This window comes from Corynebacterium callunae DSM 20147, assembly GCF_000344785.1.
In the GTDB taxonomy this organism is placed as follows: domain Bacteria; phylum Actinomycetota; class Actinomycetes; order Mycobacteriales; family Mycobacteriaceae; genus Corynebacterium; species Corynebacterium callunae.
Genome location: NC_020506.1, coordinates 2,042,524 through 2,069,430, shown reverse-complemented (window position 1 = coordinate 2,069,430; position 26,907 = coordinate 2,042,524). Strand labels below are relative to the sequence as shown.

The following is a 26,907-nucleotide window of genomic DNA, read 5'->3' as shown; positions in this document are numbered from 1 at the left end:
AGTTTCGGAGAATTTAAGGCCTATCAGCCGAGGGTGAAGCTAGTTGGTCTAAGATTGGATCAGTATGTCCCCAGTGGGGACTAAAAGCTTTGAGTAATTTTCATTCGACCTGGAGGAGAGCATCCGACGTGGCTCAGCAATCGATCATCGACACCGTGGTTAACCTGTGTAAACGACGTGGACTGGTGTACCCCTGTGGCGAGATCTACGGCGGTACTCGTTCTGCATGGGATTACGGTCCCTTGGGCGTTGAACTAAAGGAAAACATCAAGCGCCAGTGGTGGCGTGCAATGGTAACCTCCCGCCCTGATGTGGTTGGTGTTGATACCTCTGTCATCCTGCCTCGCCAGGTCTGGGTTTCCTCCGGCCACGTTGAGGTTTTCACCGATCCACTGGTTGAATCTCTACACACCCACAAGCGCTACCGCGCAGACCACCTGCTTGAGGCTTATGAAGAAAAGCATGGTCACCCACCAGTAAACGGCCTTGCTGATATCAATGACCCTGAGACCGGTCAACCAGGTAGCTGGACCGAGCCTAAGGCTTTTTCCGGCATGCTCAAGACCTTTTTGGGTCCAGTGGATGATGAAGAGGGTTTGCACTACCTGCGTCCAGAAACCGCACAGGGCATCTTCGTCAACTTCAAAAACGTGATGAACTCTGCACGCATGAAGCCTCCATTTGGTATTGCCAACATGGGTAAGTCTTTCCGTAACGAGATCACCCCAGGTAACTTCATTTTCCGTACTCGTGAATTTGAGCAGATGGAAATGGAATTCTTCGTTAAGCCAGGCGAGGACGAAGAATGGCACCAGTACTGGATTGATACCCGCCACCAGTGGTACCTCAACCTCGGTATTAAGCCAGAAAACCTGCGTCTTTATGAGCACCCCAAAGAGAAGCTTTCCCACTACTCCAAGCGCACCGTTGATATCGAGTACGCCTTCAACTTTGCCAACACCAAGTGGGGCGAGCTAGAGGGTATTGCTAACCGCACCGACTATGACCTGCGCGTGCACTCTGAAGGTTCCGGCGAAGATCTTTCTTTCTTTGACCAGGAAACCGGCGAGCGCTGGATTCCTTATGTTATTGAGCCTGCCGCTGGTCTCGGCCGCGCAATGATGATGTTCCTCATGGATGCTTACCACGAGGATGAGGCACCAAACTCCAAGGGTGGCGTCGATAAGCGCGTTGTTTTGAAGCTGGACCGCCGCCTGGCACCAGTTAAGGTCGCAGTCTTGCCACTGTCCAAGAAGGACACCCTGACCCCAGTGGCCGAGGAATTGGCGGCAACCCTGCGTCAGTTCTGGAATGTTGACTACGACACCTCCGGAGCAATCGGACGCCGTTACCGCCGCCAGGATGAGATTGGTACCCCATTCTGTGTCACCGTTGACTTCGATACCCTCGAGGACAAGGCAGTAACCGTGCGCGAGCGCGACACCATGGAGCAGGTTCGTGTTCCAATTGAAGAGCTGCAGGGCTTCTTGGCTCAGCGCCTTCTTGGTTGCTAGTTTTTAGAGCAACCTACTAAATCACGTATAGCACCGGCCAACCCTTGGCCGGTGCTATTCTGTTCGCATGACAACGAAGGATCTGATTGTGAATTCCTACACCTCTTGGGGCAAGCGCTTTAAGAAGGAAGGAAAGCTTTTTGTTGATTTGCTTCGTGGGGCAGACAAAACCAAAATTGCAACCTTCGGTGAGTCAACCGCTAAAGCCTTTGACACCACTGCCACGGTAGGGGAGCAGCACTGGGATCTATCCTTCGACATCGCCGGAAAAGCTACCGCCACTCTGCCCGATGGTCGTGTTTTCCAGGCCAGCGCTCCAGACAAGGGTTTTTCCAAGTCCAAGCGCGTTGACATTGATATGGCAGGTGTTGAAATGACCGCCATCAATGAGGAAAAAAGCAATTGGATTATCGATGACGCCAACTCCCAAAAGGTAGCCCAATTTAGCGGCATCAATAATGGCATGCGTGCTTCCGTATTGGAATTTGAAGAGGGCCTTAATGTACCTGCAGAGCAGGAGATCTTCTTATCCTGGATTGCTCGTAAAACCTTGGAATCCAAGATGTTGGGTTCCAGCTGGGGCTTGACTATTTTCTTGATCATCCTTACCCCGATCATCATTTTCATGACTTTCAACTAGTAGATGAGGATCTAGGTATGGAAGGTAGAGAAGGTTTAGAGCGCCCAAAAGCAGGTATTTTTGGGCGACATGCCGAGGAAACCTGGGTTTGGCAAGGCAATGAGCTTTTCGACGGCTCAGGTGCGGTAATTTCCGATGTTCGTTCAGACGTTCTTTATGTTGCTGATGAACGGCTCCTTATTGAATCAACCCCCGGAACTATGAAATTTCGGTGCCGTGCCACTCTATCCGGTGGCGAGGTCTATACCGTCATGCAGGAGTCTTTTACCGTTGCTGATCTCAAAGCAATATGTGGTAAAAGAACCTATGAACTAAAGCGCATTTCCCCTTGGCGCAAAGAAAGAATCATTAGCAATGATGGTCTTGAAGTAGCCCGCATGCGCCCCATGACCAGTGGCAAAGTTGAGTTTATTGTGGGCACCGCAGGCGAAGATGCTCTGCCTTTTGTGGATGCGGTATTCCTAAGCTGGGCCTGCGTACTTGTTGATTCAGCTGTACGCAGACCCAAAATCTAGGTTTTAGAAGCGTCCGCCGCGGAATCCTCCGCCACCGCCACCACCACCGAAGCTGCCACCGCCACCTCCAAAGCCGCCACCGAATCCACCGCCGCGGCCGCTGTTGAGGATGGAATTGAGGACCATGCCAGTAACAATGGCTCCGGTTGCACCTCCACCTGAGTTATTGCGGCGTGCGCGGTTGTTGTAATCGTTGATATCGGATTTGGCTGCAGCGCTTGCTCTTTGTGCGGCGACTGCAGCCTGGCGGGCATAGTCAATTCCGGTGCGGGTTTCGCGTACTCGGTTTTGTTGTGCCATGGCCAGAAGCTTTTGGGCATTGGCCAAGTGGGTACGGGCCTCAGATTTAACAATGCGTCCACGAGTTGAGATCAGATCCTCGGCGCTTTGAATTTGCTGCTGGGCTGCCGCCAACTGCTGATCAAAAATACGCAGCTGATTAGCCTGATCGGTGGCAGAAGCTCGCAAGGCATCTAGTTGAGTATCTAGTGCAGAGTCAGTATCGACCAGCTTGGTATATGTGCCTAAGGGATCACTGCTAGCAGTGGTAGAGGCGGTACTGAGCGCAGCCGATGCAGCACGAACAGCATCATCAAGAGCTGCCCAATCGGCATGGGCACCATCGTTGGAGGCATTAACCTTCAGCTGAGCTGCCTCCGCAATTTCACCTTCTACTTCTTTGATCAGCGCTGCGATGTTAGTTTGTGCGGTGGCAATATTGGTGTCGGCGTTTTCTACACCTTTAAGCAATTTATCGGCAGTAGCTAGAGCATGTTCGATATGACGGATGGCATCAATTAGGCCACCTTGTTCACCAGCAGGCTTTGCTTCCAATTCATAGGCTTGAGCCAATACTTTTTCAGCTTCTTCTACCGAGGCTGTTGCGAGATCAACGTTGTCATTGATGCTCTCCAAGACCTCAGCGGAATAGCGGCTGCTCAAGCCTTCTAGTGTGGCATGTGCTTGGGGCAGGCGGGTGCGCAGATCTACCGATTGACGAGTGAACTCATCTAGGCGTGAACTGGCATTAATAAGCAGGTTGCGCATATCGGCAAAGTTTTTAGCTTCAGCATCGAGGGTGTCATCTGCTTGTCCACAGGAGGAAATAATCTCCACCAACAGGGAGCGCTTTTCAGCTTCGGATTCTGGAATGGAATCATTAAGGCGCTGTTGGATCTCAAAGGCTTTTTGCAAAGTACCCGTGGAGTTATTCATCGCGCGAATGAAACTGCGGGTGCGCTCGGGCCCAAATTCAGCAGTGGCAATATCTAATTCTTCCTTGGCCCTTCTAATGGACTCATCAGTTGAACTAAGTTCTTCCTGCGCCAGGCTCTCTAAAGTCTCTAGCGGCAAGTTAATGAGGCGAGTGGTATCGCGAGGATCAATTTTACGCGCGTCTTCCAAAGTGGTTGAGTTGCTCTTCTTTTTGCGGTTGCGGTTATAAGCCCACAGACCACCACCGGCAGCTACTGCACCCACACCAGCCGCACCCAACCACAGTCCAGAATCAGAGGATCCTGTGGAACCGCCAGAACCGCCGGAACCACCACCACTAATAGATTCTGCCAAGTTCAAAGCGGAACCTGCCCAATCATCTTGGGATAGCGACTGGAATACAGCCTCATTGGCATTATCTAATTCGGTAGAAGTCCACTGATCCCCACCAGCGATGCCATATTGACGCTCTTCCGGGGAAACAGCATAAATAAGCACATTGCCGGAACCGTTAATATCCAAGGCTTGCTCAGTCCAAGTCTGAGCATCGGTGCCATCAAAGGAGTTAAGGTAGACGACAAGAATAACCTTTTGCTCGGAAGCCTTTACGCCATCAATTGCGGTTTGAATATCGTTTTGTTCCGCGGAGGTTAAAAGGCCGGTGTAATCAGTAACGTTTTCGGTGTAATAATCTGGCGCCTCCGCAAGAATTGAGAGTTGTTCAGCTTGGGCGAGGGGCAGCGCCATAAAAGATAATGCACCAACCCCGATAGCAAGGGAGACACAGGAACGGGCAGCAATTTTTTGCAAAGGCACCAAACGTGGATTCATGGATACCACCATACCGAGAACCCCTGGCAGACTGGTGTGGATGAGTAAATTCTTAATTGGCATAGGTCTACTAATCACGCAGCCCCTAGCTCGCATTGTGCTTTTCGCGCGACAGCATTCGCCCAATGACCCAACACAGGTGGATTCTTTGCTTGTTTTGGGAACCGCACAATATGATGGCCGGCCCTCCAAACAATTTGAGGCTCGGCTGAAACACACTGCTGAGTTATGGCAGCAACATCAAAGTCAGCAGGTATTTACGGTGGGTGGAAATCTACCCGGGGATCGTTTTAGTGAAGCCGAGGTAGCTGGCACTTATTTGCGTGCAGCTGGGGTTCCTGCGGAAAAGCTACATATTTCTGCCCATGGCAATGACACCTATACCTCTTATATGCCACTTGATCCAGCACAAGTGGGACGAGTGCTTATTATTACCGATCCCAATCATTCATATCGGGCGGTGCGCTTGGCGCGCCGCCTTGGGTTTGCGGCCTTTCCCGCCCCGACTCCCTATAGCCCCACCAGGTGCGCGTCGAAAAGCTATTTTATTAGTTTGACCCATGAGTGGGGCGGGGTAGTGGTGCAAGACGTGTCGCGAGTGCTGGGGCAGCGGGCGGCCGTTAAGGTTGAAGATATGTTGCGCTCGATTCAGGCGTTTATTAGGCCGTCTCGGCGCGCCCGCCATGACCAGCTGCGGAGGCTAAAGAAATAGATGTACCCCTATCAACCTGCAGATAATGCGCGCCTTTTTGACGAGGCACCCAAATTAAGCCAGCTTGGCGATCAGGTGCCCGACTCCCGCAGCGCCTTTGCGCGCGACCGGGCGCGCGTGTTGCACTCCGCTGCTTTGCGACGACTAGCTGATAAAACGCAAGTGGTTGGGCCCAATGACGGAGATACCCCGCGCACTCGATTGACTCACTCTTTGGAAGTTGCCCAAATTGCGCGTGGCATTGGTGCAGGCCTTGATCTTGATCCAGATCTGTGTGACTTGGCAGGTCTATGTCACGATATTGGGCACCCACCTTATGGACACAATGGTGAAACTGCCCTTAATGAAGTCGCTCAAGCGTGTGGCGGTTTTGAGGGAAATGCCCAAACCCTGCGCATTCTTACCCGATTGGAACCCAAGGTGGTTTCTCCTGAGGGCAAGAGTTTTGGACTTAATCTATCTCGCGCAGCTTTGGATGCTGCGTGCAAATACCCGTGGACCAAAACTAATGCTGATGGTTCCGTCAACCGTAAATACGGCGCCTATGACGAAGACGCTGAACTATTGGCATGGCTGCGCGAAGGGCATAGTGATCTCCGTCCGCCAATGGAAGCCCAGGTTATGGACTTCTCCGATGACATTGCCTATTCCGTGCACGATGTGGAAGATGGCATAGTCTCAGGCCGCATTGATCTTAAAGTGCTGTGGGATTTGGTGGAATTAGCAGCACTAGCGCACAAGGGCGCTCGTGCCTTTGGCGGAGATCCAGCTGAACTTATTGAAGGTGCTGCTTCGCTGCGGGAACTTCCTGTGGTGGTAGCTGCCGCGGACTTTGATTTCACTTTGCGTGCTTATTCGGCGCTTAAAGCGATGACCTCAGAGCTGGTGGGACGTTATGTCGGTGCCACAATTGCAGCCACCAAAGCAGCTGCCCGCGAACAAGGTATTGAGGTTGGCCGGATGCATGGTGATCTGGTGATTCCAGAAGCAGCAGCGCGCGAAGTGAAACTCCTTAAAACCCTGGCGGTGTTATACGTCATGGATGATCCTGGGCATATGGCGCGCCAAGATCGACAGCGCGAGCGTGTCTTCCGAGTTTATGAATACCTCATGCTGGGCGCGCCGGGTTCTTTGGATCCCATGTTTAGACCATGGTTTTTAGAAGCCACCTCTGATGCTGAACGAGCGCGAGTAGTGGTGGATCAAATTGCCTCGATGACTGAATCGCGCCTGGAAAGATTGGCCAAAAATGCTGCCGAAATCTCTGGATTTTTAGGCTAGTTTTCGACGCCTTAAGCTAGTGGCCGATAGGGGAAAATAACCCCGGGGGTGTGTTCGGCGGAGTTGGGGGGTAAAACCACATTCGAAGTGGGGTGGATCACATGTTAGGTGCATTTTGGGAAATTTAGGCATATTTTTGTGAGCTGCGCCATGACTTTTGAGTGGGAGTATTTCCGTTTTTAGTATCTACTGTGTGGACATTTGTACTAGACGTGGGGTTAGCTATGAGTAAAGCAATCGTTTACACAACTTAAGTTGTCCTGTCAGTAGAAAGAGCAGAGACATGTCTACGTTTATAATACACCAGTTGTTCTGGGCATAACCTGGGTTGAGGATTTGGCTCCTTATATCACCCGTAAGCTGTTTACGGTGAACACCGGACACGCAGCTACTGCTTATTTTGGATACCAAGCTGGAATCCAAAAGATTTCCGATGCGCTTGAAGATGAAGCAGTGCACCAAAAGGTAGCCGCGGTGCTTGATGAAACCAAGCAGTTGCTCGTCGAAAAGTTCGGTTTTGCACCGGAGATTCAGCAGGCTTACGTGGATAAGATTCTCAAGCGTTTTGCCAATCCTTCCTTGCCTGACACCGTCGAGCGTGTGGGACGTGCGCCAATCCGCAAGATTTCTGTCAACGAGCGTCTCATCGGCCCAGCTGCAGAATTGGCCGAACGCGGATTTGCAGCCGACAACCTGGTTGCTGCAGTTGGGGCAGCGTTGGCATTTAATGTCGAGTCTGATCCGGAAGCCGTGGTTTTGCAGCAACAGCTTGCGGTCGCTCGGGGTGACCGTGAAAAGACCGACGCGCTTGTGACGAAATTGACCGGCGTGGCAGCGGATCATCCACTGTTTGATGCTTTTTTCAGTGTTTTTGCTCAAGCTTAAAAACTTGCTAAAAGCTATAAGCTTGTGACAAAAATAGCAACAGCACATCTCCTTCAGGGGGATGTGCTGTTTGATTTAGGTTACAATTAATTGGGCAAACCCAAGGTCAATCTCCAGGGGTGCGCTAAGGTGGGACTTAAACAAGTATTTATAGGGAACTTGTTGTAAAGTCTTGCCCATGTGTGGAATTGTTGGATATATTGGCCAAGCGGGCGACTCCCGTGATTACTTTGCTCTAGATGTAGTCGTTGAAGGACTGCGTCGCCTGGAATACCGCGGATATGACTCCGCAGGTATTGCTATTCACGCCAATGGTGAGATTAGCTACCGAAAGAAGGCCGGAAAGGTTGCTGCACTAGATGCAGAAATCGCTAAAGCACCTCTTCCAGATTCTATTTTGGGAATTGGACACACCCGTTGGGCAACTCATGGTGGCCCAACCGATGCCAACGCTCACCCCCACGTTGTTTCCAATGGCAAGCTTGCCGTAGTACACAACGGCATCATCGAAAACTTTGCGGAACTGCGCTCTGAGCTTTCCGCTAAGGGCTACAACTTTGTATCCGATACCGATACCGAAGTTGCTGCTTCTTTGCTTGCTGAAATTTACAATACTCAGGCAAACGGTGACCTCACCCTTGCTATGCAGCTGACAGGTCAGCGCCTTGAGGGTGCTTTCACCCTGCTAGCCATTCATGCTGATCACGATGACCGCATCGTTGCAGCTCGTCGTAACTCTCCTTTGGTTATCGGCGTCGGCGAGGGCGAGAACTTCCTCGGATCTGACGTTTCTGGCTTTATTGATTACACCCGCAAGGCTGTAGAGCTGGCTAATGACCAGGTTGTTACCATCACCGCTGATGATTACACCATCACCAACTTTGATGGTTCTGAAGCAGTTGGCAAGCCTTTCGACGTGGAGTGGGACGCTGCAGCTGCTGAAAAGGGCGGCTTCGGTTCCTTCATGGAGAAGGAAATCCACGATCAGCCAGCAGCTGTTCGCGATACCTTGATGGGCCGTCTTGATGAAGATGGCAAGCTCGTTCTTGATGAGCTGCGCATCGATGAAGCTATTCTGCGTAGCGTCGACAAGATCGTCATTGTTGCTTGTGGTACTGCAGCTTATGCAGGCCAGGTTGCTCGTTACGCAATTGAGCACTGGTGCCGCATCCCAACCGAGGTGGAGCTGGCTCACGAGTTCCGTTACCGCGACCCAATCCTCAACGAGAAGACCCTTGTTGTGGCATTGTCCCAGTCCGGCGAGACCATGGATACCTTGATGGCTGTGCGCCACGCTCGCGAGCAGGGTGCCAAGGTTGTTGCAATCTGTAACACCGTTGGTTCTACCTTGCCTCGTGAAGCAGATGCTTCTATCTATACCTATGCAGGTCCTGAGATCGCAGTTGCATCTACCAAGGCATTCTTGGCTCAGATCACCGCTTCTTACCTGCTTGGCCTCTACCTCGCTCAGCTGCGCGGCAACCAGTTTGCTGATGAAGTAGCTACTGTCTTGCAGAGCCTGCGTGAGATGCCAGAGAAGATCCAAGAGGTCATTGACAATGAAGAGCAGATCAAGAAGCTCGGCCAGGACATGGTTGACGCGAAGTCTGTGCTCTTCTTGGGTCGCCACGTCGGCTACCCAGTTGCCCTTGAAGGCGCTTTGAAGCTGAAGGAAATTGCTTACCTGCACGCTGAAGGCTTTGCTGCCGGCGAGCTCAAGCATGGTCCTATCGCTTTGGTTGAGGAAGGCCAGCCGGTATTCGTTATCGTTCCTTCCCCACGTGGTCGTGACTCCCTGCACTCCAAGGTTGTTTCCAACATCCAGGAAATCCGTGCTCGTGGCGCTGTCACCATCGTTATTGCTGAGGAAGGCGATGAGGCTGTTAACGATTACGCTAACTTCATCATCCGCATCCCACAGGCTCCAACCCTGATGCAGCCTTTGCTTGCTACCGTGCCTTTGCAGATTTTTGCTTGCGCTGTAGCCACCGCAAAGGGCTTCAACGTCGACCAGCCACGTAACCTGGCTAAGTCCGTTACCGTCGAATAAAAGCGCGCTTTTCGACGCAAAGAGCCTGTCAGGTGGTTTTCCACCTGACAGGCTCTTTTTCTTGATGTCTTAGAAGTTGATGTTAAGCGTTACGCCTAAATCATCACAGACCTCTTCAATTTTGAGGGATTCCCGCGCATCCACCAACCAGGTGCCTGTGACGCTAATGCGGCTGACACCGGTTTCGCGGATCAAATCAACCATCCCATCCAAGTTGGTGGGCGCCGGGCGCTCAATACCCCAGGCAGCGCGTCCCAGGAGCACAAAGAAGTCCTGACGAGTCTTAAACGTTCCACTAAGAACGATGTTCATTTAATTCTCCGCATCGGTAATCTCACAAAAAGTCTCATAATGATCTGAGGTGTAGTACCACACTTCGGGATCAGTTTGATTAGTTCCGCCGGTTACAATTCGCTGGGGTCCACGGTGGCTCAGCCCTGGTGTTTCCACCGTATATTCGCGATAGTAATTATTGGACTCATCGGGCAGCACACCCTCGTAGTTACCAAAGCGCACCCCATCATTATCGGGATATTCAAATGGTCCACCGGCGAGAATATCATCGACCACCAGATCTGCCTGTTGTGGCAACTCGCCCAAAGAACAGGTATCTAAGCCACTGGTACCACTAGCAGCGGCGGAGCTGGTGGGCGAGGAGCTTTTGGAGGATGAAGTTTTAGCTGAAGTAGTAGAGGAAAGGGTGCTCGATGCGCTTGTTGCCTGATTATTGGAGTCATTAAGGTCAATGCCAAACCACGCTGCACCAAGCAACACAACGAATCCGAGCACACCGCCAAGAGCCTTCTTGCCATTTTGCATATCACTAATATTGGCACACGCTTGGAAAGGGCTAAAGTGATGGGCATGGCTAAGGGACGCATTCCGGAAAGTGATATCCAAGCAATCCGAGAAAGAACGCCGATCGAAGAGATCGTCGGAGATTATGTACAGCTTAAAACAGCGGGTGCAGATTCTCTCAAAGGGCTTTCCCCATTTAAAGATGAGAAAACCCCGTCCTTCCACGTACGTCCCAACCGCGGTTATTATCACTGCTTTTCCACCGGCAAAGGTGGAGACGTGTTTTCCTTCCTTATGGAAATGGAACATATCTCTTTCCCGGAGGCGGTGGAAATCTGTGCTGAAAAAATTGGCTACCAAATCAATTATCAGGGTGGTGGACCTGGCAACCGCGAAGAACCTGGCACCCGCCAGCGTTTAATTGCAGCCAATAAGGCAGCACACCAGTTTTATCGTGAACAATTAGAAACCCCCGAGGCACAACCTGCCCGCGATTTCTTATTACAGCGCGGTTTTAGCCAGCAGCATATCTACCAATTTGAATGCGGATATGCCCCTGCTGGCTGGGATACTTTAACCAAACATCTTCTTAAAAAGGGATTTGAGTTTAAGGAATTAGAGGCCGCAGGTTTAACCAAAATGGGTAAGCGTGGCCCCATCGATCAATTCCAGCGCCGTTTATTATGGCCCATTAAAAACCTTTCTGGTGATGTAATTGGCTTTGGAGCCCGCAAGCTTTTTGATGACGACAAAATGGGCAAATATATGAACACGCCCGAAACCTTGTTGTATAAGAAGTCCAAGGTGCTTTTTGGCCTGGATACCGCCAAGAAGGCCATTGCCGCCGGGCATCAGGCTGTGGTGGTGGAAGGCTACACCGATGTCATGGCAATGCACGCTGCGGGCGTTGATACTGCAGTGGCAGCCTGTGGCACTGCCTTTGGTGAAGATCACCTGCAGATGTTGCGCCGTCTGATGCTAGATGACAATTACTTCCGCGGAGAGCTCATCTATACCTTTGATGGTGATGAAGCTGGCCAGAAGGCCGCCATGCGAGCCTTTGAGGGCGACCAGAAGTTCACGGGGCAGTCTTTTGTCTCGGTTGCGCCTAACGGCATGGATCCTTGCGATCTGCGCCTGGAGCGTGGCGATGCTGCAGTGCGTGATCTGGTGGCACGTCGCATTCCGATGTTTGAGTTTGTGTTGCAGTCAATCATCAGCGAATATGCCCTGGATACTGTCGAAGGGCGTCTTTCTGCTTTGCGACGGGCGGTGCCGATTGTGGCCGAGATCCGCGATAAGACGCTGCAGTCAGAATATGCTCGTTTGCTTTCTGGCTGGGTGGGGTGGGCTGATCCAGCCGAAGTGCTACGCCAGGTCCATGATGAAGTCCGCCGGCCCAAGCGAGATAAGAAACCACTGCGCGCAACTCGCTTTGATAAGCCTCAAGAAAACCAGCAGGCACGCCCCACGATGGCGCTACCTAATCCACGCAACCCGGTGTTGTGGCAGGAAAGGGAATCGCTAAAAATTGCCCTGCAATACCCTGAGCTTGCCGGCTCATATTTTGATGGCTTGCCACAGGATAGTTTTACCAATCCGGCTTATCGAATGGTGCGTGATGCCATTGCTGCTGCTGGTGGTTGTGCCCAAGCACTGGACGGCAAAGAATGGCTGCCTAGTGTCTCGGAGAATATGACTGACCTCTTGGGTACTTCTTTGGTGTCAGAGTTGGCCATGGAAGAGATCGAGGTTGAAACCTCAGATTTGGAATCATATACCGATGGTGTGCTCTCGCGTTTGCAAGAGACTCGAGTAGGCAATCAGATTGCTATTCTCAAGAGTCAATTGCAAAGAATGCGCCCCTCAGATGATGAGCAGGCATATAATTCCCTTTTTGCCGATCTGGTAGCGCTGGAACAAGCACGTCGAGAATTACTCGATCGTGCTTTCCGGGGCTAGTCCTGATCTGGCTCGAGAACCTGGTGCCCATCAGTGGTACGCAGGTTCTTTACTTCTTTCATACGGGGCTGCGGATCAAGCTTGTTGGCAATCACACGTCGAGTAGCATTAACTGCTGCTTTAGTGGCGGGTGAGCCGACCGCAGCCTCATATCCTTTTTTGATCTGGTGGTAACGCTTGCGTCCTGCTTTTGTTCCTAGAACGTAGCCAGCTGCAGCGCCGATCACTAACTGGATCATGTGTGGATAACTCTCCCTACAAAAGATGTGATGTGGCAATAACAAGTCCGATCTTACCTGTTTCGTGCCTCCTCGAAGTTGATGGCTCTTGCAGCGCTGATCAAGCCGATATGAGAAAAGGCCTGGGGGAAGTTTCCAGCCAAGCGTTTATGGGTGGTGGAGTATTCCTCAGCAAGCAGTCCCAAGGGGCTTTGTATAGAGAGAATGCGCTCCATTTTTGTTTTGGCTTCTTCCAGGCGTCCAGTGTGGGCATATTGCTCCACCAGCCAAAACGTACAAATGAGGAAAGGATACTCATCGCCGGTTAGTCCATCAGAGCCATCGGTGGGATAGCGGTGTAGGAAGCCGTCGGCGTCGAGAAGCTCTTGTTCAATGCGGGCTACGGTGCTGAGCATTTTGGGGTCGTCATAGGGGATAAACCCAATTTGGGCGAGCTGTAGGAGCGAGGCATCCATAGTGGTGTTGTCATAACACTGCGTAAACGCCTGAATCTCGGTATTAAAGCCGTGCTCCATAATCTCTTCGCGCAATTGCGCGCGTAACTGTCGCCAGCGATCAATTGGACCATCTAGGCCATATTCTTCGATGGCTTTGATGCCGCGATCAAAAGCAGCCCACATCATGGCGCGGCCATGGGTAAAAAATTGCGGCTCGGAACGCATCTCCCAGATGCCCTGATCTTTGCGATCAAAATTGGCCTCTTGGAATTCCAAAATTGCCTTTTGCATGCCCCAAGAAAATTCATCTTCGGCACAACCTGCACGGCGAATAGTTTCCAATGCAACCATAACCTCGCCAACAACATCGGCTTGGTATTGCTCAGCTGCACCATTGCCCACTCGTACTGGAGTTGAATCCTCATATCCTCGTAGGTGGTGGAGTTCTCGCTCTGGCAGGTGCCTTTCGCCTCCGAGGCCGTACATAATCCTCAAATTTTCCGGGTCACCTGCAATCGCGCGCAGTAACCAAGTGCGCCATTGCAAAGCAGCGGTGGAAAATCCATATTCCACCAGGGCTTCAATGGTCAGGGCGGAATCGCGCAGCCAGACAAAGCGATAATCCCAGTTGCGAACACCGCCAAAGTCTTCAGGTAGGGAAGTAGTGGGTGCGGCCACAATGCCACCAGTGCGTAGATCGGTGAGGGCTCGCAGCACCAACATGGAGCGGCGAACTTCAGCATCATAAAGATTTTGGGGTGGCAGCTGATCAGCCCAGCTGGACCAAAAAGCCAGGGTGCTCTTTAAAGACTGCGTGTAATCGGGCATTGGTGGATGTTCATCAAAGGAGGGAGCCCAAGTAAGTACCCATTCTGCGGTGTCTCCATCTTTGAGGATAAAAGATCCACTGTGGCAGTCTTTGGAGGGGCGGTGGGGCATTTCTGGTCCGCGTACATACACTGCATTGGGGCCGGCTACTGCTTGCACAATGCTCATGCCATCAATATTGGTGGTGCGGAAATACGGGGTGGACTCACCGTAATCAAAACGCAGACGCAAAATGGATTCAACTTCCACTTCACCCTCAATGCAGTGCACCGAGCGCACCAGATCGGTGATATCTGGCTGTTCGTTTCCATGGATGGGCATAAAATCGACTACCCGCGCGGTACCTGTGGGGGAGCGCCATACGGTTTGGACAACAAAGGAATCTCCCAAATAGCTTTGGCTAATTACTTCACCATTGGCGATTCTTAAGCTCCAGTGGCCGTGCTCGCGGTCGCCGAGTAAGCGGGTGAACATGGCTTGGGAATCAAATCGTGGCAGGCAGAGCCAGTCAATGCTGCCCAGCTTGGATAGCAGTGCTCCCGTGTGCGTATCGGAGATAAACGCATAATCTTCAAGCAGAGTATCGAGGGGAATATCGTGCTGCTGGGTGTTACTGGGAGTTGTCATGCAGCCAGCGTAGAACGAATCTGCTCTACAGGGAAAGGAAAAGTGCAGAATTTCTTTAGTGCTATAGAAAACAATGCAAAAACCCACAAACTTTGAAAGTCTGTGGGTAAAGTATTTGCTCCTCCAACTGGGCTCGAACCAGTGACCCTTCGATTAACAGTCGAATGCTCTGCCAACTGAGCTATAGAGGAATATGTTGTCTGGAAGTGCTTCCATCTAACGTTGATCAAGCATAGTCAGAACTGTACCTATTGCAAAATCGGCAGGCAGGAACGGGTAGGAACGGGTTATAGCAAGCAAAAAACCCACAAACTTTGAAAGTCTGTGGGTAAAGTATTTGCTCCTCCAACTGGGCTCGAACCAGTGACCCTTCGATTAACAGTCGAATGCTCTGCCAACTGAGCTATGGAGGAATACGTTGTTGGAATTTCTTCCCTGCAACGAGATGTAACTATATCTTTAAGCCTAAAAGAGTTACAAATCGCCAGCTTAGGAGGTAAATCCTTGGCCTGGTTTCCACTCTAATTGGATCATCGGGGAGACTGGCGAAGCAGCTTGGGAAAGATCTGCCACGCGATGCCATGTAGCTTGCACAGCCTCGCGGGAAAGTATCACGGTGGAATAACCGTGGGAATCAACATCAACGTGGCGCACCAGGGGACTATTCGCGCGGATGAAGTTTTCTGCGTTGAGCGACACTGGATTGTCTTCTGCAATATGCAGGAAATCATCAACATTGGCCGAGGTGATGGAGCTACACACTACTTCCATGCCGATTTCTTGATTGTTAAACCTGATGGAATTGGCCCACTCGGAGTGAATATCACCAGCCAAAAACAATGTTGGCAGGCCAGTGCCAGCCAGGATGCTCAACAGACGGTCACGCTCTTGGGAGTAACCGTCCCATTGATCCAAATTGGCAGGCAGTGGTTCGGGAAGTTGCGCGAGTGGCGCCCCGGAAAGTTGCATAGGGGCAAACATCACTGAGCTGCCAATGATATTCCAGGCCGTGGTTGTCGATTCCACGGTGTCTTTCAGCCATTGAAATTGCTCGGTTCCCATCATGGTGGTGGCTCTTTGTCCCTGCGCCCATTGCTGATACGTCGGTGGAAGATCTCGGAAACTACGTAAATCAAGAATGGACAAGGTCGCCAGATCGCCAAATTGGAAAGACCGGAAAAGGGTAGAGGTAGCGCGGATTGGCATCCACTCCAGATAGGCTTGGAATCCTGCTGCCTTACGGGTTGGCCAGTCACCTTCAGTGGCGCTGTGGTTTTGTGCACCCTCCCGCCAGGCATCATTGGCAGTTTCATGGTCATCCCACATTGCAATCCACGGCAAGGCCGCGTGTGCTGCTTGGAGCTGGGTATCACTGCGATAGTGGCCATAACGCACCCGATAATCGGCCAGTGAGACAGTCTCCCAGGCAGGTTCATGATCACGTACAGCGCCATTTTTCCCAGCGAACATGCCACGCGCATATTCGTAGATATAGTCACCAAGGAAGATCAGTACATCCAGCTCACCTGCCTGTGCACGGCGGGCTATGTCGCCGTAGGCGGCAAAATAGCCCGCTTCCCAATTGGCGCAGGAGGCAAGCGCAAAGCGCAATCGGCTGAGGGGTTCGTCGAAAAGCGTGCTTGTCGACGTGATGCCGGCGGTGGAGATTTCGCCATTTGGGGCAATGAAGCGGTAGAAATAACGGCGGGCAGGTTCGAGGTCGCTGACATCGATGTGAATGGTGTGATCACTGGTTGCGGATGTGGTGGCGGTGCCGCGCCGGGTGATGGTGGAGAAGTCCGAGGAGGCAGAGACTTCCCATGTGACGGTGGTGTCGGGGCCAAGTCCGCTGCCGGGGATAGCTTCCGGGGTTGGGCTCACGCGTGTCCAGATGATGACTGAGGTAGGAGTCGGGTCTCCGGAGGCAACACCATGCTGGAAAAAGCGGTGCTCGAGTGATTGAGCTTCGGCAAACTCGATGGGAACCGCGGCGAGACCAAGGGTTAGAGCTGAGGATTGTAAGAAGCTACGCCTGGATAAATGAAGGTGTGACATGGTGTCTTTCATTCCGCTTAGTGGCTTGGGTGAAATCCGGATAGCTTGATAATCCTCCACTTGTCTTGGTTGTGCAGTGCAATCCACTAATTTGGGTGGGTGTTTTAATGTGTGCCACAGCGCGTGGCTATAATGTTCACGTTGTCTAAAAGCAACGGTCGGGGCTATAGCTCAGTCGGTTAGAGCCGTGGACTCATAATCCATTGGTCCCGGGTTCGAGCCCCGGTGGCCCCACGACATACCCCACTTACCCTAAGAGATCTTGGCGTAGGTGGGGTTTGGTGTATCTACCTGGTCTTTTATCTGTCTTGCTGGGGCGGTGGAGGCGGAGAAACAGATGGATTGTGCGGGTGTAACCATGGGGTAAGTGCTTAGTTTTTGGGCGTGTCGCGGAAGTGTTGCCAGGAATCTAACAGATTGCTTACTAGTGTCGGGGACTATGCAAAGCTTCAACACACTTGATACCTGGCCCGTTCCCAATGTGGCGGCCAGTGTTCTTGTTGATGGCAAGGTTTATACCCACGGCGATGTGGACCACCCATTTGAGCTGATGAGTGTGACCAAATTGCTAGCTTCCTATGGTTTCCTCATTGCAATTGAGGAAGGTATTTTTGAGCTAGATACCCCTTTGGGTCCTGAGGGTTCTACCGTGCGCCACCTGTTGTCGCATGCATCTGGAGTAGCGGCAAATATGCCGATTGTAGAAAAAGGCGTGGGGGAGCGTCGAATCTATTCTTCTGCGGGCATGGATATTTTGGCAGATACGGTAGCCCAAGAGGCTGAAATGCCTTATAGGGAATATCTGCAAGAAGCGCTTTTTTCACCTTTAGGTATGAAGAACTCCAAGCTGTGGGGCTCTGCAGGTTTTGGGGCACGCAGTACCGTTGCAGATCTCAGCAAATTTGCTCAAGAAATTATTAAACCAACTTTGATCGCTGCAGAGACTTTTGCAGAGGCCTGCACTGTGCAATTTCCAGACCTTATTGGCACGGTGCCAGGTTATGGAATGCAAAAGCCGTGCCCCTGGGGTTTGGGTTTTGAGATCAAGGGTGAAAAGAATCCGCACTGGACCGGAAATACTTTGCCAGCTGACACAGTGGGACATTTTGGACAGTCGGGAACCTTCTTATGGATGGTGCCGGGAACTGGCCGGGCATGTGTGGTACTGACCGACCGTGACTTTGGCCCTTGGGCTAAAGAAGCTTGGATGCCTTTTAATGATGAGGTGTGGGCGGAGCTCAACGCTTAATTTTTAGGGCTTGCGCTGGGGAAACTGGGGCTATTTGAGTCTTTTGTGAACCATGTGACGAGCAAAAGGTGGGGAAATAGGGCAAAGTTTAAAGCTCTACTTGAGGTTTATTAAATGGGGGATAAACCTCAACTTGAGGGTTGCCGGGGGGCTTTAACTCAACCAAAATCGCCCTTAAGTCTTTGAAGGAAATTGACGCACACGCGAGGCCGTTGGGGAAGACGAACCTCGTCTTACTTCCTTCAATTTTTTATTGTGCTTTAGCGCGGTGAAAGGTTGAAGGTTGTCAAGTGTTGCCGAAGGAACCCGACATGACGAACAATGCATTAACCGTGCCCACCCGGACCCGTCATCAGGCGGACCTGTTTAAGGCAGACTTCTGGGAGGACATGGGATTACCCCAACTAAAAACCTCCGTGGCAGATTCTTTTGAAGATGTGGCACGCCCCGCGCATACTGCTGTTTTAGAAATTAGTGCTATGCCAAGTGCGCTACGTCAGACTATTGAATCCGCAATGGTGGTGTGCATTCCGAGCCCTTCGGAACTGTGTGGTTCTAATAAGGATCCGCTCACCGCTCATTGGTTTACGGCTTGGCGCCGTGATCCTTTTGAACTTGGCCTCATTGAGTGCCGAGAGGTGATTACCGGAACCCATCAGGAACTAAACAAGTTCCGAGAGGTACTAGAAAACCTAGCGGATGAACACCGGTTTGAAGTACAGCTGCGCATTGTTGACTAACTCCCGTTAGTTGCTTGAGCAATTTAGAATCCCTCCCGGATTCGAGGTACTAAAGCTTTGCCCCTGTGGGGCCTCTCTAGAGGAAGAGAGAGGCCCCACAGGGGTTTGCTATTTCTCCTAGACTTGTTGAGGCAAATTCCCCAAACACAAACTCCTGGAAAAGGATTTCTCCATGACATCAACTGTCATCCCAAAACTGCCCCTCGTCCTCGGTGGCAACACTTTTGGCTGGACCTCTGACCGTGATGCCTCTTTTGCTGTTCTCGATGCCTTTGTAGAGGCAGGCGGCACGCATATTGATACCGCAGACCTTTATGCATCCTGGATTGGTGACGGCACCGGTGGACAGTCAGAGCGCATTCTCGGTGAATGGTTTATTGCTCGCGGCAACCGCGAGCAGATCATGTTGGCTACCAAGATGGGCGGCTTGGCTCCTTATGACAATCAGCAGCATGATTCAGTCGTCGCCGCTCTAGACGCATCCCTTGAGCGCCTACAAACTGATTATGTTGATCTTTTTTATAGCCACTATGACGATGAAAATGTGGCTATCGCAGATCAGGCAGCAACTTATGATTCATTGGTGAAGTCCGGCAAGGTACGCAACTTTGCACTCTCCAACTACACCCCAGAGCGCATTCGTGAGTGGCTGGAATATGCCACCGCTAATAACCTCACTTTTCCAGCAGCGATCCAGCCTCAGTATAACCTGGTGCACCGCTTTGATTTTGAGCAAAGCTATTTGCCACTGGCCAAAGAATATGGCATTGCCACCTTTACTTACTTTGCGCTAGCCTCTGGTTTCCTCACCGGTAAGTACCGTTCTGCAGCTGATCTAGAAGGCCAAAACCGTGCTGGTTTTGTTGAGGGATATGCCACCGATGCGGGTTTTGCTGTCGTCGATAAGCTCGTGGGAATCGCCGACTCCCGCGGTGTTGAGCCTGCCACTGTTGCGCTGGCTTGGCAGCTGGCTAAGGGCGTTAGCGCCCCAATTGCCTCTGCCTCCAAGCCAGAGCAGCTTCCTGCGCTGGTTGCAGCAGCAACCCTCAAGCTCTCGGCAGAAGAGGTTGAGGCGCTTGACGCAGCTTCAGATTCCTTTGCGCAGGCCAGCTAACAGGATTTAGATAAAAGGCTTGGTTGAATAGTTCTGCAAGAGCTCAAAACCATCCTTGCCATGCACAATAGGGACACCTTGGCCACCATTGGTTGTGATGGTGGACAAGGCTCCAGTGGTGCCGTGTGAAAGCACATGCTCACTAGGGGAGAGCTCGCGGATGGCAACGCCAGCAATACGATTGGGGTGTTCAGCTACGGCCTCGCCATAAATAAGCGGGTCGTGCTGGCCATCATCACCAACTAAAATCCAGGTGATATTGGGGTACTCAATAAAGAGGTTACGCAGCTGGACCTTTTTGTGTTCCTGTCCAGACCTAAATAATCCAGTCGGGGTGGGACCCCAGTCAGTAAGCAACATGGGGCCATCGGGGAGATCATGCTTAGCTAGGAAATCCTGCAGGGTTTCAAAGGTATTCCACGCACCGGTGGAAAGATAAAATACCGGAGCTTGAGGGTCATTTTTGAGCAGCTCAGCATAGAACTTATTCATACCGGGGACTGGCTTGCGAGTATTGGTGTGACGCACCCAGGAGTTCCATGCAGCAAGTACCGCACGGGGGAGCCAGGTGACCATGATGGTGTCATCAATATCGGAAACAAGACCAATACGAGCGTTATCATCAACAATGAGAACCCGCGCAGCAGCAGTCTCTGAACCCTCTGCAGTAATTTCAACTGCATGCCAGCCTGGTTCTAGATTGTGATCTTCAATGAGTAGATCCACATAGCCACTTTGATCGGTATGAGATTCCACAGTTTTATCACCGACGGTGACTTTGACGGGGAGGTTTCCTACCTGAATGGTGAAAAATTGGCGCCAACCTCGTTGGGCCTGCTCGGTTAAGGTACCCGCAGCGGTCCGGGAGGCGGCGTCGACAAGCTCCTTATTAGGGTTTGTCATGATAACGCGGGCTAACACCCGCACCCGGTGGCCAGATCCATAACCCGAAAAGCCAATGACCTCTGGTTTCCAGCCTTTATTGCGCGACCACTCAAGGGTTGCGGCGTTGGTGCGGTGTTCAATTTTGCGAACGATATCTGCAAGTGCCATGGGTTCAACCCTAGACAACTAGCGGGTTGTTCGCAGGATACTTAAGCCTCGTCGGCAGACTCCGGCGCCTCAAAAGAACCATCGCCAAAAGGATCGTGCCAGGTATCGGCCAAATCAGCAATAGAATTGGCTACTCGGGTGGGACGGAAAGGATAACGACGGATCTCAGCGTCATCGGAAATTCCACTGCGGACCAGCACAGTGCGCAGACCAGCTTCTAGACCAGACTTGATATCTGTATCCATGCGGTCACCAATCATGACGGTATTTTCCGAGTGTGCGCCGATGGTATTTAACGCACTTCGCATCATGACCGGATTTGGCTTGCCAATGTAATAAGGCTCAGCGCCGGTAGCTGCGGTAATAAGAGCTGCCACCGAACCAGTGGCCGGCAAAACGCCCTGTGGGGAAGGACCGGTGACATCTGGGTTGGTGCAAATGAAACGTGCACCTTGCAAAATCAGGTTAATAGCAGTGGTGATTGCCTCAAAAGAATATGTGCGGGTCTCGCCCAACACCACAAACTCAGGATGAGAATCAGTCAGAATCCAGCCTGCAGTATGCAGCGCAGTGGTCAAACCTGACTCTCCAACAACATAGGCTGTGCCTTCCTTAACCTGAGCTTTAAGGAAATGCGCGGTGGCAGTGGCAGAAGTCCAAATGCGCTCTGGAGGAATATCAAGGCCAGAGGTGCGCAGTCGCGCCGAGAGGTCACGAGGGGTGAAAATCGAGTTATTGGTAAGCACCATAAACTCGATGTTGTTATTTGTTAGTGCCTGCAAAAAGCGGTCTGCGCCAGGGATCATTTCGCCCTCTTTAATGAGGACGCCGTCCATATCGGTCAAATAAGAGATATTCACAGTCATGGACTCTATTGTGCTCTATTTTGGGGTCCTATGTCTGGTGCTTTGGCTCTTTGGTTTTTCAGATGTCCGGGCGGACTCTGAGGCGGACTCTGAGGCGGACTCTGAGGCGACCTCTGGGGCGGACTTTATGAAGCCCTATGCGCCTGAATGAAATCGGTGACATCTTGCACAGTCTTAAAGTGTTGGGCGTCGGAATCCTCAATGCGCACGCCAAAATTATCTTCAACGTTGACAATAAGCTCAATTAAATTAAGGGAGCTAATGGCAAGGTCTTCGCTAAAGCGGGATTCTGGCGAGACATTTTCTGCAGAAATTCCGCCGATTTCCTGCACAATTTGAGCCAAATCCTTAAAAACAGCACCATCGGCGCCAGCTTCCGTAGCCGCCTTGGCATGCTTGGCCTCGCCAGTGCCTGAAATGCCGGTGCCTGAAATGGAGCTCGCGGAGTTGGCGGAGTTGGCGGAGCTAAAGGAGTCTAATTTGCCTTCAAAAGAGTTCATTCCCCCAAATTACCCCATTGCGCAGACAGCCCTGTTCGCACTTGTAGGCTGTGGGGCATGGCTTGGCAGAAAAAGAAGCAGGTACGTGGATTAAACCTCGGTCTGAGCAAAAAAAGAAGGACCAAAAAGTTCCTTAAAACAGGTGAACGCTATAGCCAAAGCCGTACCCCAGGGCTTTCACATGTGGACCTCCACAACACCGTGAAATCGGGTGGAATCGATATCCACACCTATGTGGTCGGGCCGAGGTCAGTGGATAAACCTGAAGCTACAGTGGTGTTTATCCACGGCTTTACGCTTGCCGCCGAGGTCTATTATATGCAGGTTGACTTCTTGGAAACTTATTTTCCACAGATTAAAAGCGTGCTTATCGACGCGCGCGGCCACGGAGCCACCGGCCCCGTGGCGCCTGAGCGGTGCACGGTAACTGGGACTGCTGATGATGTCGTAGCTGCCATCAACGCTCACGCCACCAATGGCCCGTTAATTTTAGTCGGGCACTCCCTGGGAGGTTTAACAGCGCTCAATCTTATTAAGAGAGCACCTGCTGCTTTGCGAGAAAGAATTGTGGGGTTGGTTTTAGTAGCAACTTCTATTGAATCTCTATCCGCGCAGGGGTTGCCTCAGGTATTGGCTTCACCGATCGCCGATAATGTGAAAAACGCTGCTGAGGCAGCTCCGGAAGACGCTCAAAAATTTCGCGAATATGCCACCAAATTCTTGGCACCAGCTTTAGCTACCGCAGTTTTTCAAAGGGATACCAGCTCGGATGTAATTAATTTTCATGCCGCCATGATTCATGAAACCCCACTTGATACCTTTGTGGGATTTTTTGATGATCTCCAAGAACATGATGAGCTAGATGCCGCACCTGCACTAAAAGGTTTGGAAGGTTATGTGCTGGCCGGTGAAAAAGATGATGTCACCCCAATTAGCCAGGCCAACCGAATTTGTGAACTGTGGCCCGAGGCGAAACTTCAGGTGGCAGCTGGAGCTGGACATATGTTGCCTTTGGAAGCGCCAGCCATTTTGAACAATGCCTTGGCGGCGCTGCTGGAAAAACAAGGCATCACCTCGACCCAGCTCTAGCCAAAAACCTGCTCCCAAAAGCCGTGGGGCTCATTTGGGTGTTTGGTGATTACCTTCAAAGTGGAGGCACGAGAGACTCCGCTGAGAATAACCCGCGGCGCACCGGGAAGTGGGGCAGAAGTATCAACCTTAAACTCAGACCAGTTTTTGGATGCCATCTGTACATCCACGTATACACCCGGTGGAACGATTAACACCATGCTGGACATATTCATGGTCACATTAAAAGTAATAACTGATGCCGCAGCGGTAGCTTTGCGCAGATCAAGATGTAAATCTGCGCCATTAAGTTTATAGGAAGAATAAGCAGGTACTAGCCACTCACCAGACTTTTTAATGGATCCCATATTGGATTGTTCTGGAATATCTTGCTGTCCCGAGTTGAATGATTGGGGCAAGTGTCCACCCATGGGAATGCCAGCCCCTGTTTGAAAGTGGCTTTGTGGTGCCTGTGCCGGGGGAGTTGCAGGCGGTTGTGCCGACGGAATGGGCGGTTGGGCGGAAAAATGTGTGGCTTGTGGACCATAAGGCGCATTGGGGGTCGCGCCGGGAGCGGAGCCGGGAATACCTCCGGGGCCAGCGCCAAAGAATCGCGCGCGGATCCGCATAAGCTCGGCATTGTCGTCGGTTGACCAGACTACATCCACAATGTCTTGGTAAGTGTCTAGATCCAAGCGTCCTTGACCTACTAAACGTGTGAGTTCTGCTTGGAGAAACTCACGGTCTGAATCACTGGGCTTTTGTGGGAAGGCATTCATGATAAATCCCACTCTAGCGACATCAAAGGGGAGATGTTGGAGACTTTATAAGGAGCTCCAGGTAGGACCAATTCAGCAGGATATAGCAGATTTTAGGACAGGTGAATTTCAATAGGGGTATTGAAAGGTGTACCCGCTCCGCAATAAAGATTGCACATATGAATATAGGAACAAGTATCTTCAAATATGAGACACCTCACAAGGTGCTCCACGAAGGGACTTTAGTCGACACTTTGTGCCCCACATTTTTTTAAATAAGGAGATATGCCATGTTTTCTTCTCGTTCGAAGATCCTTGCCGGCATTGTCACTGTCGGTGCACTGACCCTGGCATCGTGCTCCAGCGATTCCAGTGAGGACTCAGCCACCGCCGATTCTGCTGGTGGGGAGTCTTACACCATCGGCATTAACCAATTGGTGCAGCACCCAGCACTTGACGCTGCTACCGCAGGCTTCAAAGAGGCATTTGCAGATGCTGGCGTCGACGTTACCTTCGAGGAGCAAAACGCCAATGGTGAGCAGGGTACTGCTTTGACCATTGCGCAGCAGTTCGCCTCTGATGATCTTGATCTTGTTTTGGCTGTTGCCACCCCAGCAGCGCAGGCAACTGCTCAGAACATCACCGATACCCCGGTTCTTTTCACCGCAGTTACTGATGCTGTTTCTGCAGAGTTGGTTGATTCCAATGAAGCACCTGGCGGCAACGTCACTGGCACCTCCGATATGGCTCCAATTGATGAGCAGCTAGATCTGCTTAAGCAACTGGTTCCAGATGCTTCCAATATCGGAATTGTCTACGCCTCCGGCGAAGTTAACTCCCAGGTTCAGGTAGACGAGGTAACTGAGGTTGCTAAGTCCATGAACATTGATGTCAAGACCCAGACTGTCACCTCTGTCAGCGAGATCCAGCAGGCAGTGGAAGCACTTGGCGATGTTGATGCTATCTACGTTCCAACTGACAACATGGTTGTTTCCGGCATCTCCTCCCTGGTACAGGTAGCTGAGCAGAAGACGATCCCAGTTATCGCTGCTGAGTCCGGCACCGTTGAGGGTGGCGCTGTAGCTACCTTGGGTATTGATTACACCGAGCTTGGCCGCCAGACTGGCGAGATGGCACTGCGTATCCTTCAGGAAGGCGCCGATCCTGCCACCATGCCAGTTGAGACTGCAACTGAGTTCACCTACGTTATCAATGAAGACGCAGCTTCCCGCCAGGGTGTCACCATTCCTCAGGAGATCCTGGACAAGGCCGACCGCGTATGATTGGCGCTTTAGAATTTGGTCTTCTTTATGGTGTGGTAGCGCTTGGCGTCTACCTCACTTTCCGGGTGCTTAACTTTCCCGACCTGACAGTGGATGGCAGCCTCACCACCGGTGCCGCCACCGCTGCGATGGCATTGATGGCCGGTTGGAATCCCATCCTGGCTACCATCGCTGGATTTGTTACTGGTTTTATCGCTGGCATGATCACTGGTTTATTGCATACCAAGGGCAAAATTGATGGACTGCTCGCCGGTATCCTCACCATGATTGCGCTGTGGTCTATTAACTTGCGCATTATGGGTGGTGCCAATGTGCCACTTTTGCGCACGGATAACCTCTTTAGCCCAATGCGTGATGCTGGTTTGCTGGGTACCTGGGCTGGACCTGCAATTATTGCGGTTGCAGTAGCTGTTCTGGGTGTCTTGGTTGTGTGGTTGCTCAACACTGATATCGGTTTGGCATTGCGTTCCACCGGTGACAATGGCCCAATGGTGCAGTCCTTTGGAGTGTCCACGGACTTCACCAAAGTTCTTACCATTTCCCTGTCTAATGGTTTTGTTGGTCTTGCCGGTGCGCTCATTGCGCAGTATCAGGGCTTTGCCGATATCTCCATGGGCATTGGCCTTATTGTTATCGGCTTGGCTTCGGTCATTCTCGGCCAGGCGATCTTTGGACAAAGGCGCGTGTGGTTGGCAGTTCTCGCCGTCATTATTGGTGCAATTGTTTATCGATTGATCATTTTCGCGGCTTTGCGTTTGGGATTAGACCCCAATGATATGAAGGCAATCTCCGCGATCTTGGTGGTTATTGCAATGCTCGTGCCACGCTGGAAAGCTAAGTTCAAGCGTAAGCCAGCAGCTACGGCCTCCGGAAAGGTGGGTTAAGCAGCCATGTTGAAGATCGAAAATATTAATAAGACCTTCTTCCCAGGCACGGTTAACGAACGCCGCGCCTTGCAAAACCTCAATTTGGAAATGGCTGAGGGAGATTTTGTCACCGTCATTGGTTCCAATGGCGCTGGTAAATCCACCTTGCTCAATACTGTTTCGGGCCGTTTAACAATTGATTCTGGAAATATCAGCATCGATAACATCAACGTCAACAGGATGGCTGAGCATAAGCGCGCCCGCTATGTTGGTCGTGTTTTCCAGGATCCTTTGGCCGGAACCGCTCCCAACCTCACCATTGAGGAAAATCTTGCGATTGCTTTGCTTCGCGGCAAAGGCCGTGGTTTGGGAATGGCGTTGAGCTCCAAGCGTCGACAGCTTTTTAAGAGCGAGTTGGAACGCCTTGAACTGGGGCTAGAAGATCGCCTGGGTGCTAAGGTCGGCTTGCTTTCTGGCGGTCAGCGCCAGGCTTTGTCGCTGTTGATGGCCGGTTTTACGCAACCTAAAATCATGCTGCTTGATGAGCACACGGCGGCTCTCGACCCCCAGCGCGCAGAGTTGGTGACTACCTTGACCCAGAAGATTGTGGCCGATGGTGGCCTCACCACTCTTATGGTCACGCACAATATGGAACAGGCCTTGCGTCTGGGAAATCGCCTGATCATGATGCATGAAGGTCAGATCGTCTACCAGGCTGATCAGGCCACCAAGTCCAAACTCACGGTGCGCGACCTCCTCCAAGAGTTCGCCAATATCAAGGGCGCGACCCTTTCTGATAAGGCATTTTTGGGTTAAAACCC

At 51.6% G+C, this 26,907-nt stretch carries 25 protein-coding genes and 3 tRNA genes; 16 read left to right on the top strand and 12 right to left on the bottom strand.

The genetic code is table 11. The features are described 5' to 3' along the window. Positions 1–128: 128 nt before the first annotated feature. The 3 genes from H924_RS09685 to H924_RS09675 all read left to right on the top strand — a co-directional run bounded on the left by H924_RS09685 (position 129) and on the right by H924_RS09675 (position 2,669). Entirely contained in the window at positions 129–1,514 is a 1,386-nt protein-coding gene (locus H924_RS09685) for a glycine--tRNA ligase (protein ID WP_015651785.1), read from the top strand. A 67-nt stretch (positions 1,515–1,581) separates the two neighbouring features. Next, entirely contained in the window at positions 1,582–2,154 is a 573-nt protein-coding gene (locus H924_RS09680; protein ID WP_029703650.1) for a hypothetical protein, read from the top strand. 17 nt (positions 2,155–2,171) lie between these two features. Continuing rightward, positions 2,172–2,669, top strand: coding sequence for a hypothetical protein (locus tag H924_RS09675; RefSeq protein WP_015651783.1), 498 nt, complete (start codon positions 2,172–2,174; stop codon positions 2,667–2,669). Positions 2,670–2,672: 3 nt separating this feature from the next. On the opposite strand, the gene H924_RS09670 is transcribed toward H924_RS09675, so the two are convergent. Then, entirely contained in the window at positions 2,673–4,715 is a 2,043-nt protein-coding gene (locus tag H924_RS09670; RefSeq protein WP_029703648.1) for a TPM domain-containing protein, read from the bottom strand. 40 nt (positions 4,716–4,755) lie between these two features. Between H924_RS09670 and H924_RS09665 the strand changes: the two genes are divergently transcribed. The 4 genes from H924_RS09665 to glmS all read left to right on the top strand — a co-directional run bounded on the left by H924_RS09665 (position 4,756) and on the right by glmS (position 9,643). Next, positions 4,756–5,427, top strand: a complete 672-nt coding sequence (locus H924_RS09665) for a YdcF family protein (protein ID WP_029703646.1) — start codon at positions 4,756–4,758, stop codon at positions 5,425–5,427. Beyond that, the gene (locus tag H924_RS09660) at positions 5,428–6,708 is read left to right on the top strand and encodes a deoxyguanosinetriphosphate triphosphohydrolase (protein WP_015651780.1); all 1,281 of its coding nucleotides are present in this window, start codon (positions 5,428–5,430) and stop codon (positions 6,706–6,708) included. 336 nt (positions 6,709–7,044) lie between these two features. Beyond that, positions 7,045–7,593, top strand: coding sequence for a mannitol dehydrogenase family protein (locus tag H924_RS09655; RefSeq protein ID WP_404825321.1), 549 nt, complete (start codon positions 7,045–7,047; stop codon positions 7,591–7,593). Between the two features lie 178 nt (positions 7,594–7,771). Beyond that, a complete protein-coding gene (glmS, locus tag H924_RS09650; protein WP_015651778.1) occupies positions 7,772–9,643 on the top strand; it encodes a glutamine--fructose-6-phosphate transaminase (isomerizing) in 1,872 nt (623 codons plus the stop codon). Positions 9,644–9,712: 69 nt separating this feature from the next. Here the strand turns inward: glmS and H924_RS09645 are convergent, their stop codons facing one another. Beyond that, on the bottom strand, positions 9,713–9,955 hold the full coding sequence (locus H924_RS09645; protein WP_015651777.1) for a hypothetical protein: 243 nt from the start codon (positions 9,953–9,955) through the stop codon (positions 9,713–9,715). Next, complete coding sequence (locus tag H924_RS09640) at positions 9,956–10,462, bottom strand: ribonuclease domain-containing protein (RefSeq protein WP_015651776.1); 507 nt, start codon at positions 10,460–10,462, stop codon at positions 9,956–9,958. A gap of 39 nt (positions 10,463–10,501) precedes the next feature. Between H924_RS09640 and dnaG the strand changes: the two genes are divergently transcribed. After that, a complete protein-coding gene (gene dnaG, locus H924_RS09635) occupies positions 10,502–12,403 on the top strand; it encodes a DNA primase (protein WP_015651775.1) in 1,902 nt (633 codons plus the stop codon). Here the strand turns inward: dnaG and H924_RS09630 are convergent. The 5 genes from H924_RS09630 to H924_RS09610 all read right to left on the bottom strand — a co-directional run bounded on the left by H924_RS09630 (position 12,400) and on the right by H924_RS09610 (position 16,589). After that, entirely contained in the window at positions 12,400–12,642 is a 243-nt protein-coding gene (locus H924_RS09630; protein WP_015651774.1) for a hypothetical protein, read from the bottom strand. The genes dnaG and H924_RS09630 overlap by 4 nt on opposite strands. Positions 12,643–12,695: 53 nt before the next feature. Further along, positions 12,696–14,534 carry a glycoside hydrolase family 15 protein gene (locus H924_RS09625; RefSeq protein WP_015651773.1) on the bottom strand — a complete coding sequence of 613 codons (1,839 nt, stop codon included), beginning with the start codon at positions 14,532–14,534 and terminating at the stop codon, positions 12,696–12,698. Positions 14,535–14,652: 118 nt separating this feature from the next. Next, positions 14,653–14,725: transfer RNA gene (locus tag H924_RS09620), tRNA-Asn, on the bottom strand. 149 nt (positions 14,726–14,874) lie between these two features. Beyond that, positions 14,875–14,947, bottom strand: a tRNA-Asn gene (locus tag H924_RS09615). Between the two features lie 76 nt (positions 14,948–15,023). Continuing rightward, a complete protein-coding gene (locus H924_RS09610) occupies positions 15,024–16,589 on the bottom strand; it encodes an alkaline phosphatase D family protein (RefSeq protein WP_015651772.1) in 1,566 nt (521 codons plus the stop codon). A 160-nt stretch (positions 16,590–16,749) separates the two neighbouring features. Between H924_RS09610 and H924_RS09605 the strand changes: the two genes are divergently transcribed. The 4 genes from H924_RS09605 (at position 16,750) to H924_RS09590 (ending at position 19,692) form a co-directional block, all read left to right on the top strand. Next, positions 16,750–16,823, top strand: a tRNA-Ile gene (locus H924_RS09605). Positions 16,824–17,028: 205 nt separating this feature from the next. Continuing rightward, on the top strand, positions 17,029–17,838 hold the full coding sequence (locus H924_RS09600) for a serine hydrolase domain-containing protein (protein WP_015651771.1): 810 nt from the start codon (positions 17,029–17,031) through the stop codon (positions 17,836–17,838). Positions 17,839–18,149: 311 nt separating this feature from the next. Continuing rightward, positions 18,150–18,578 (top strand): hypothetical protein, encoded by a 429-nt coding sequence (locus H924_RS09595; RefSeq protein WP_015651770.1) that lies wholly within the window; start codon positions 18,150–18,152, stop codon positions 18,576–18,578. 172 nt (positions 18,579–18,750) lie between these two features. Continuing rightward, positions 18,751–19,692, top strand: coding sequence for an aldo/keto reductase (locus tag H924_RS09590; RefSeq protein WP_015651769.1), 942 nt, complete (start codon positions 18,751–18,753; stop codon positions 19,690–19,692). 6 nt (positions 19,693–19,698) lie between these two features. On the opposite strand, the gene H924_RS09585 is transcribed toward H924_RS09590, so the two are convergent. From H924_RS09585 to H924_RS09575, 3 genes are all read right to left on the bottom strand, one after another. Beyond that, positions 19,699–20,745: an App1 family protein gene (locus H924_RS09585; protein ID WP_015651768.1), complete on the bottom strand. Its 1,047-nt coding sequence runs from the start codon at positions 20,743–20,745 to the stop codon at positions 19,699–19,701. Positions 20,746–20,786: 41 nt separating this feature from the next. Beyond that, on the bottom strand, positions 20,787–21,611 hold the full coding sequence (locus tag H924_RS09580) for an HAD-IIA family hydrolase (protein ID WP_015651767.1): 825 nt from the start codon (positions 21,609–21,611) through the stop codon (positions 20,787–20,789). Between the two features lie 125 nt (positions 21,612–21,736). Then, on the bottom strand, positions 21,737–22,111 hold the full coding sequence (locus tag H924_RS09575; protein WP_015651766.1) for an acyl carrier protein: 375 nt from the start codon (positions 22,109–22,111) through the stop codon (positions 21,737–21,739). A 57-nt stretch (positions 22,112–22,168) separates the two neighbouring features. Between H924_RS09575 and H924_RS09570 the strand changes: the two genes are divergently transcribed. Beyond that, entirely contained in the window at positions 22,169–23,200 is a 1,032-nt protein-coding gene (locus H924_RS09570) for an alpha/beta fold hydrolase (RefSeq protein ID WP_015651765.1), read from the top strand. On the opposite strand, the gene H924_RS14590 is transcribed toward H924_RS09570, so the two are convergent. Further along, the gene (locus H924_RS14590) at positions 23,197–23,958 is read right to left on the bottom strand and encodes a DUF1707 SHOCT-like domain-containing protein (protein ID WP_015651764.1); all 762 of its coding nucleotides are present in this window, start codon (positions 23,956–23,958) and stop codon (positions 23,197–23,199) included. The two genes, H924_RS09570 and H924_RS14590, sit on opposite strands and share 4 nt — an antisense overlap. 269 nt (positions 23,959–24,227) lie before the next feature. Between H924_RS14590 and H924_RS09560 the strand changes: the two genes are divergently transcribed. Genes H924_RS09560 through H924_RS09550 form a run of 3 tightly spaced genes read left to right on the top strand, consistent with a single transcriptional unit; the run spans position 24,228 to position 26,902 of the window. Next, on the top strand, positions 24,228–25,220 hold the full coding sequence (locus H924_RS09560) for an ABC transporter substrate-binding protein (protein WP_015651763.1): 993 nt from the start codon (positions 24,228–24,230) through the stop codon (positions 25,218–25,220). Further along, positions 25,217–26,104 carry an ABC transporter permease gene (locus H924_RS09555; protein ID WP_015651762.1) on the top strand — a complete coding sequence of 296 codons (888 nt, stop codon included), beginning with the start codon at positions 25,217–25,219 and terminating at the stop codon, positions 26,102–26,104. The genes H924_RS09560 and H924_RS09555 overlap by 4 nt, the downstream gene beginning before the upstream one ends. Positions 26,105–26,110: 6 nt before the next feature. Then, positions 26,111–26,902 (top strand): ABC transporter ATP-binding protein, encoded by a 792-nt coding sequence (locus tag H924_RS09550; RefSeq protein ID WP_015651761.1) that lies wholly within the window; start codon positions 26,111–26,113, stop codon positions 26,900–26,902. Positions 26,903–26,907 lie beyond the last annotated feature (5 nt).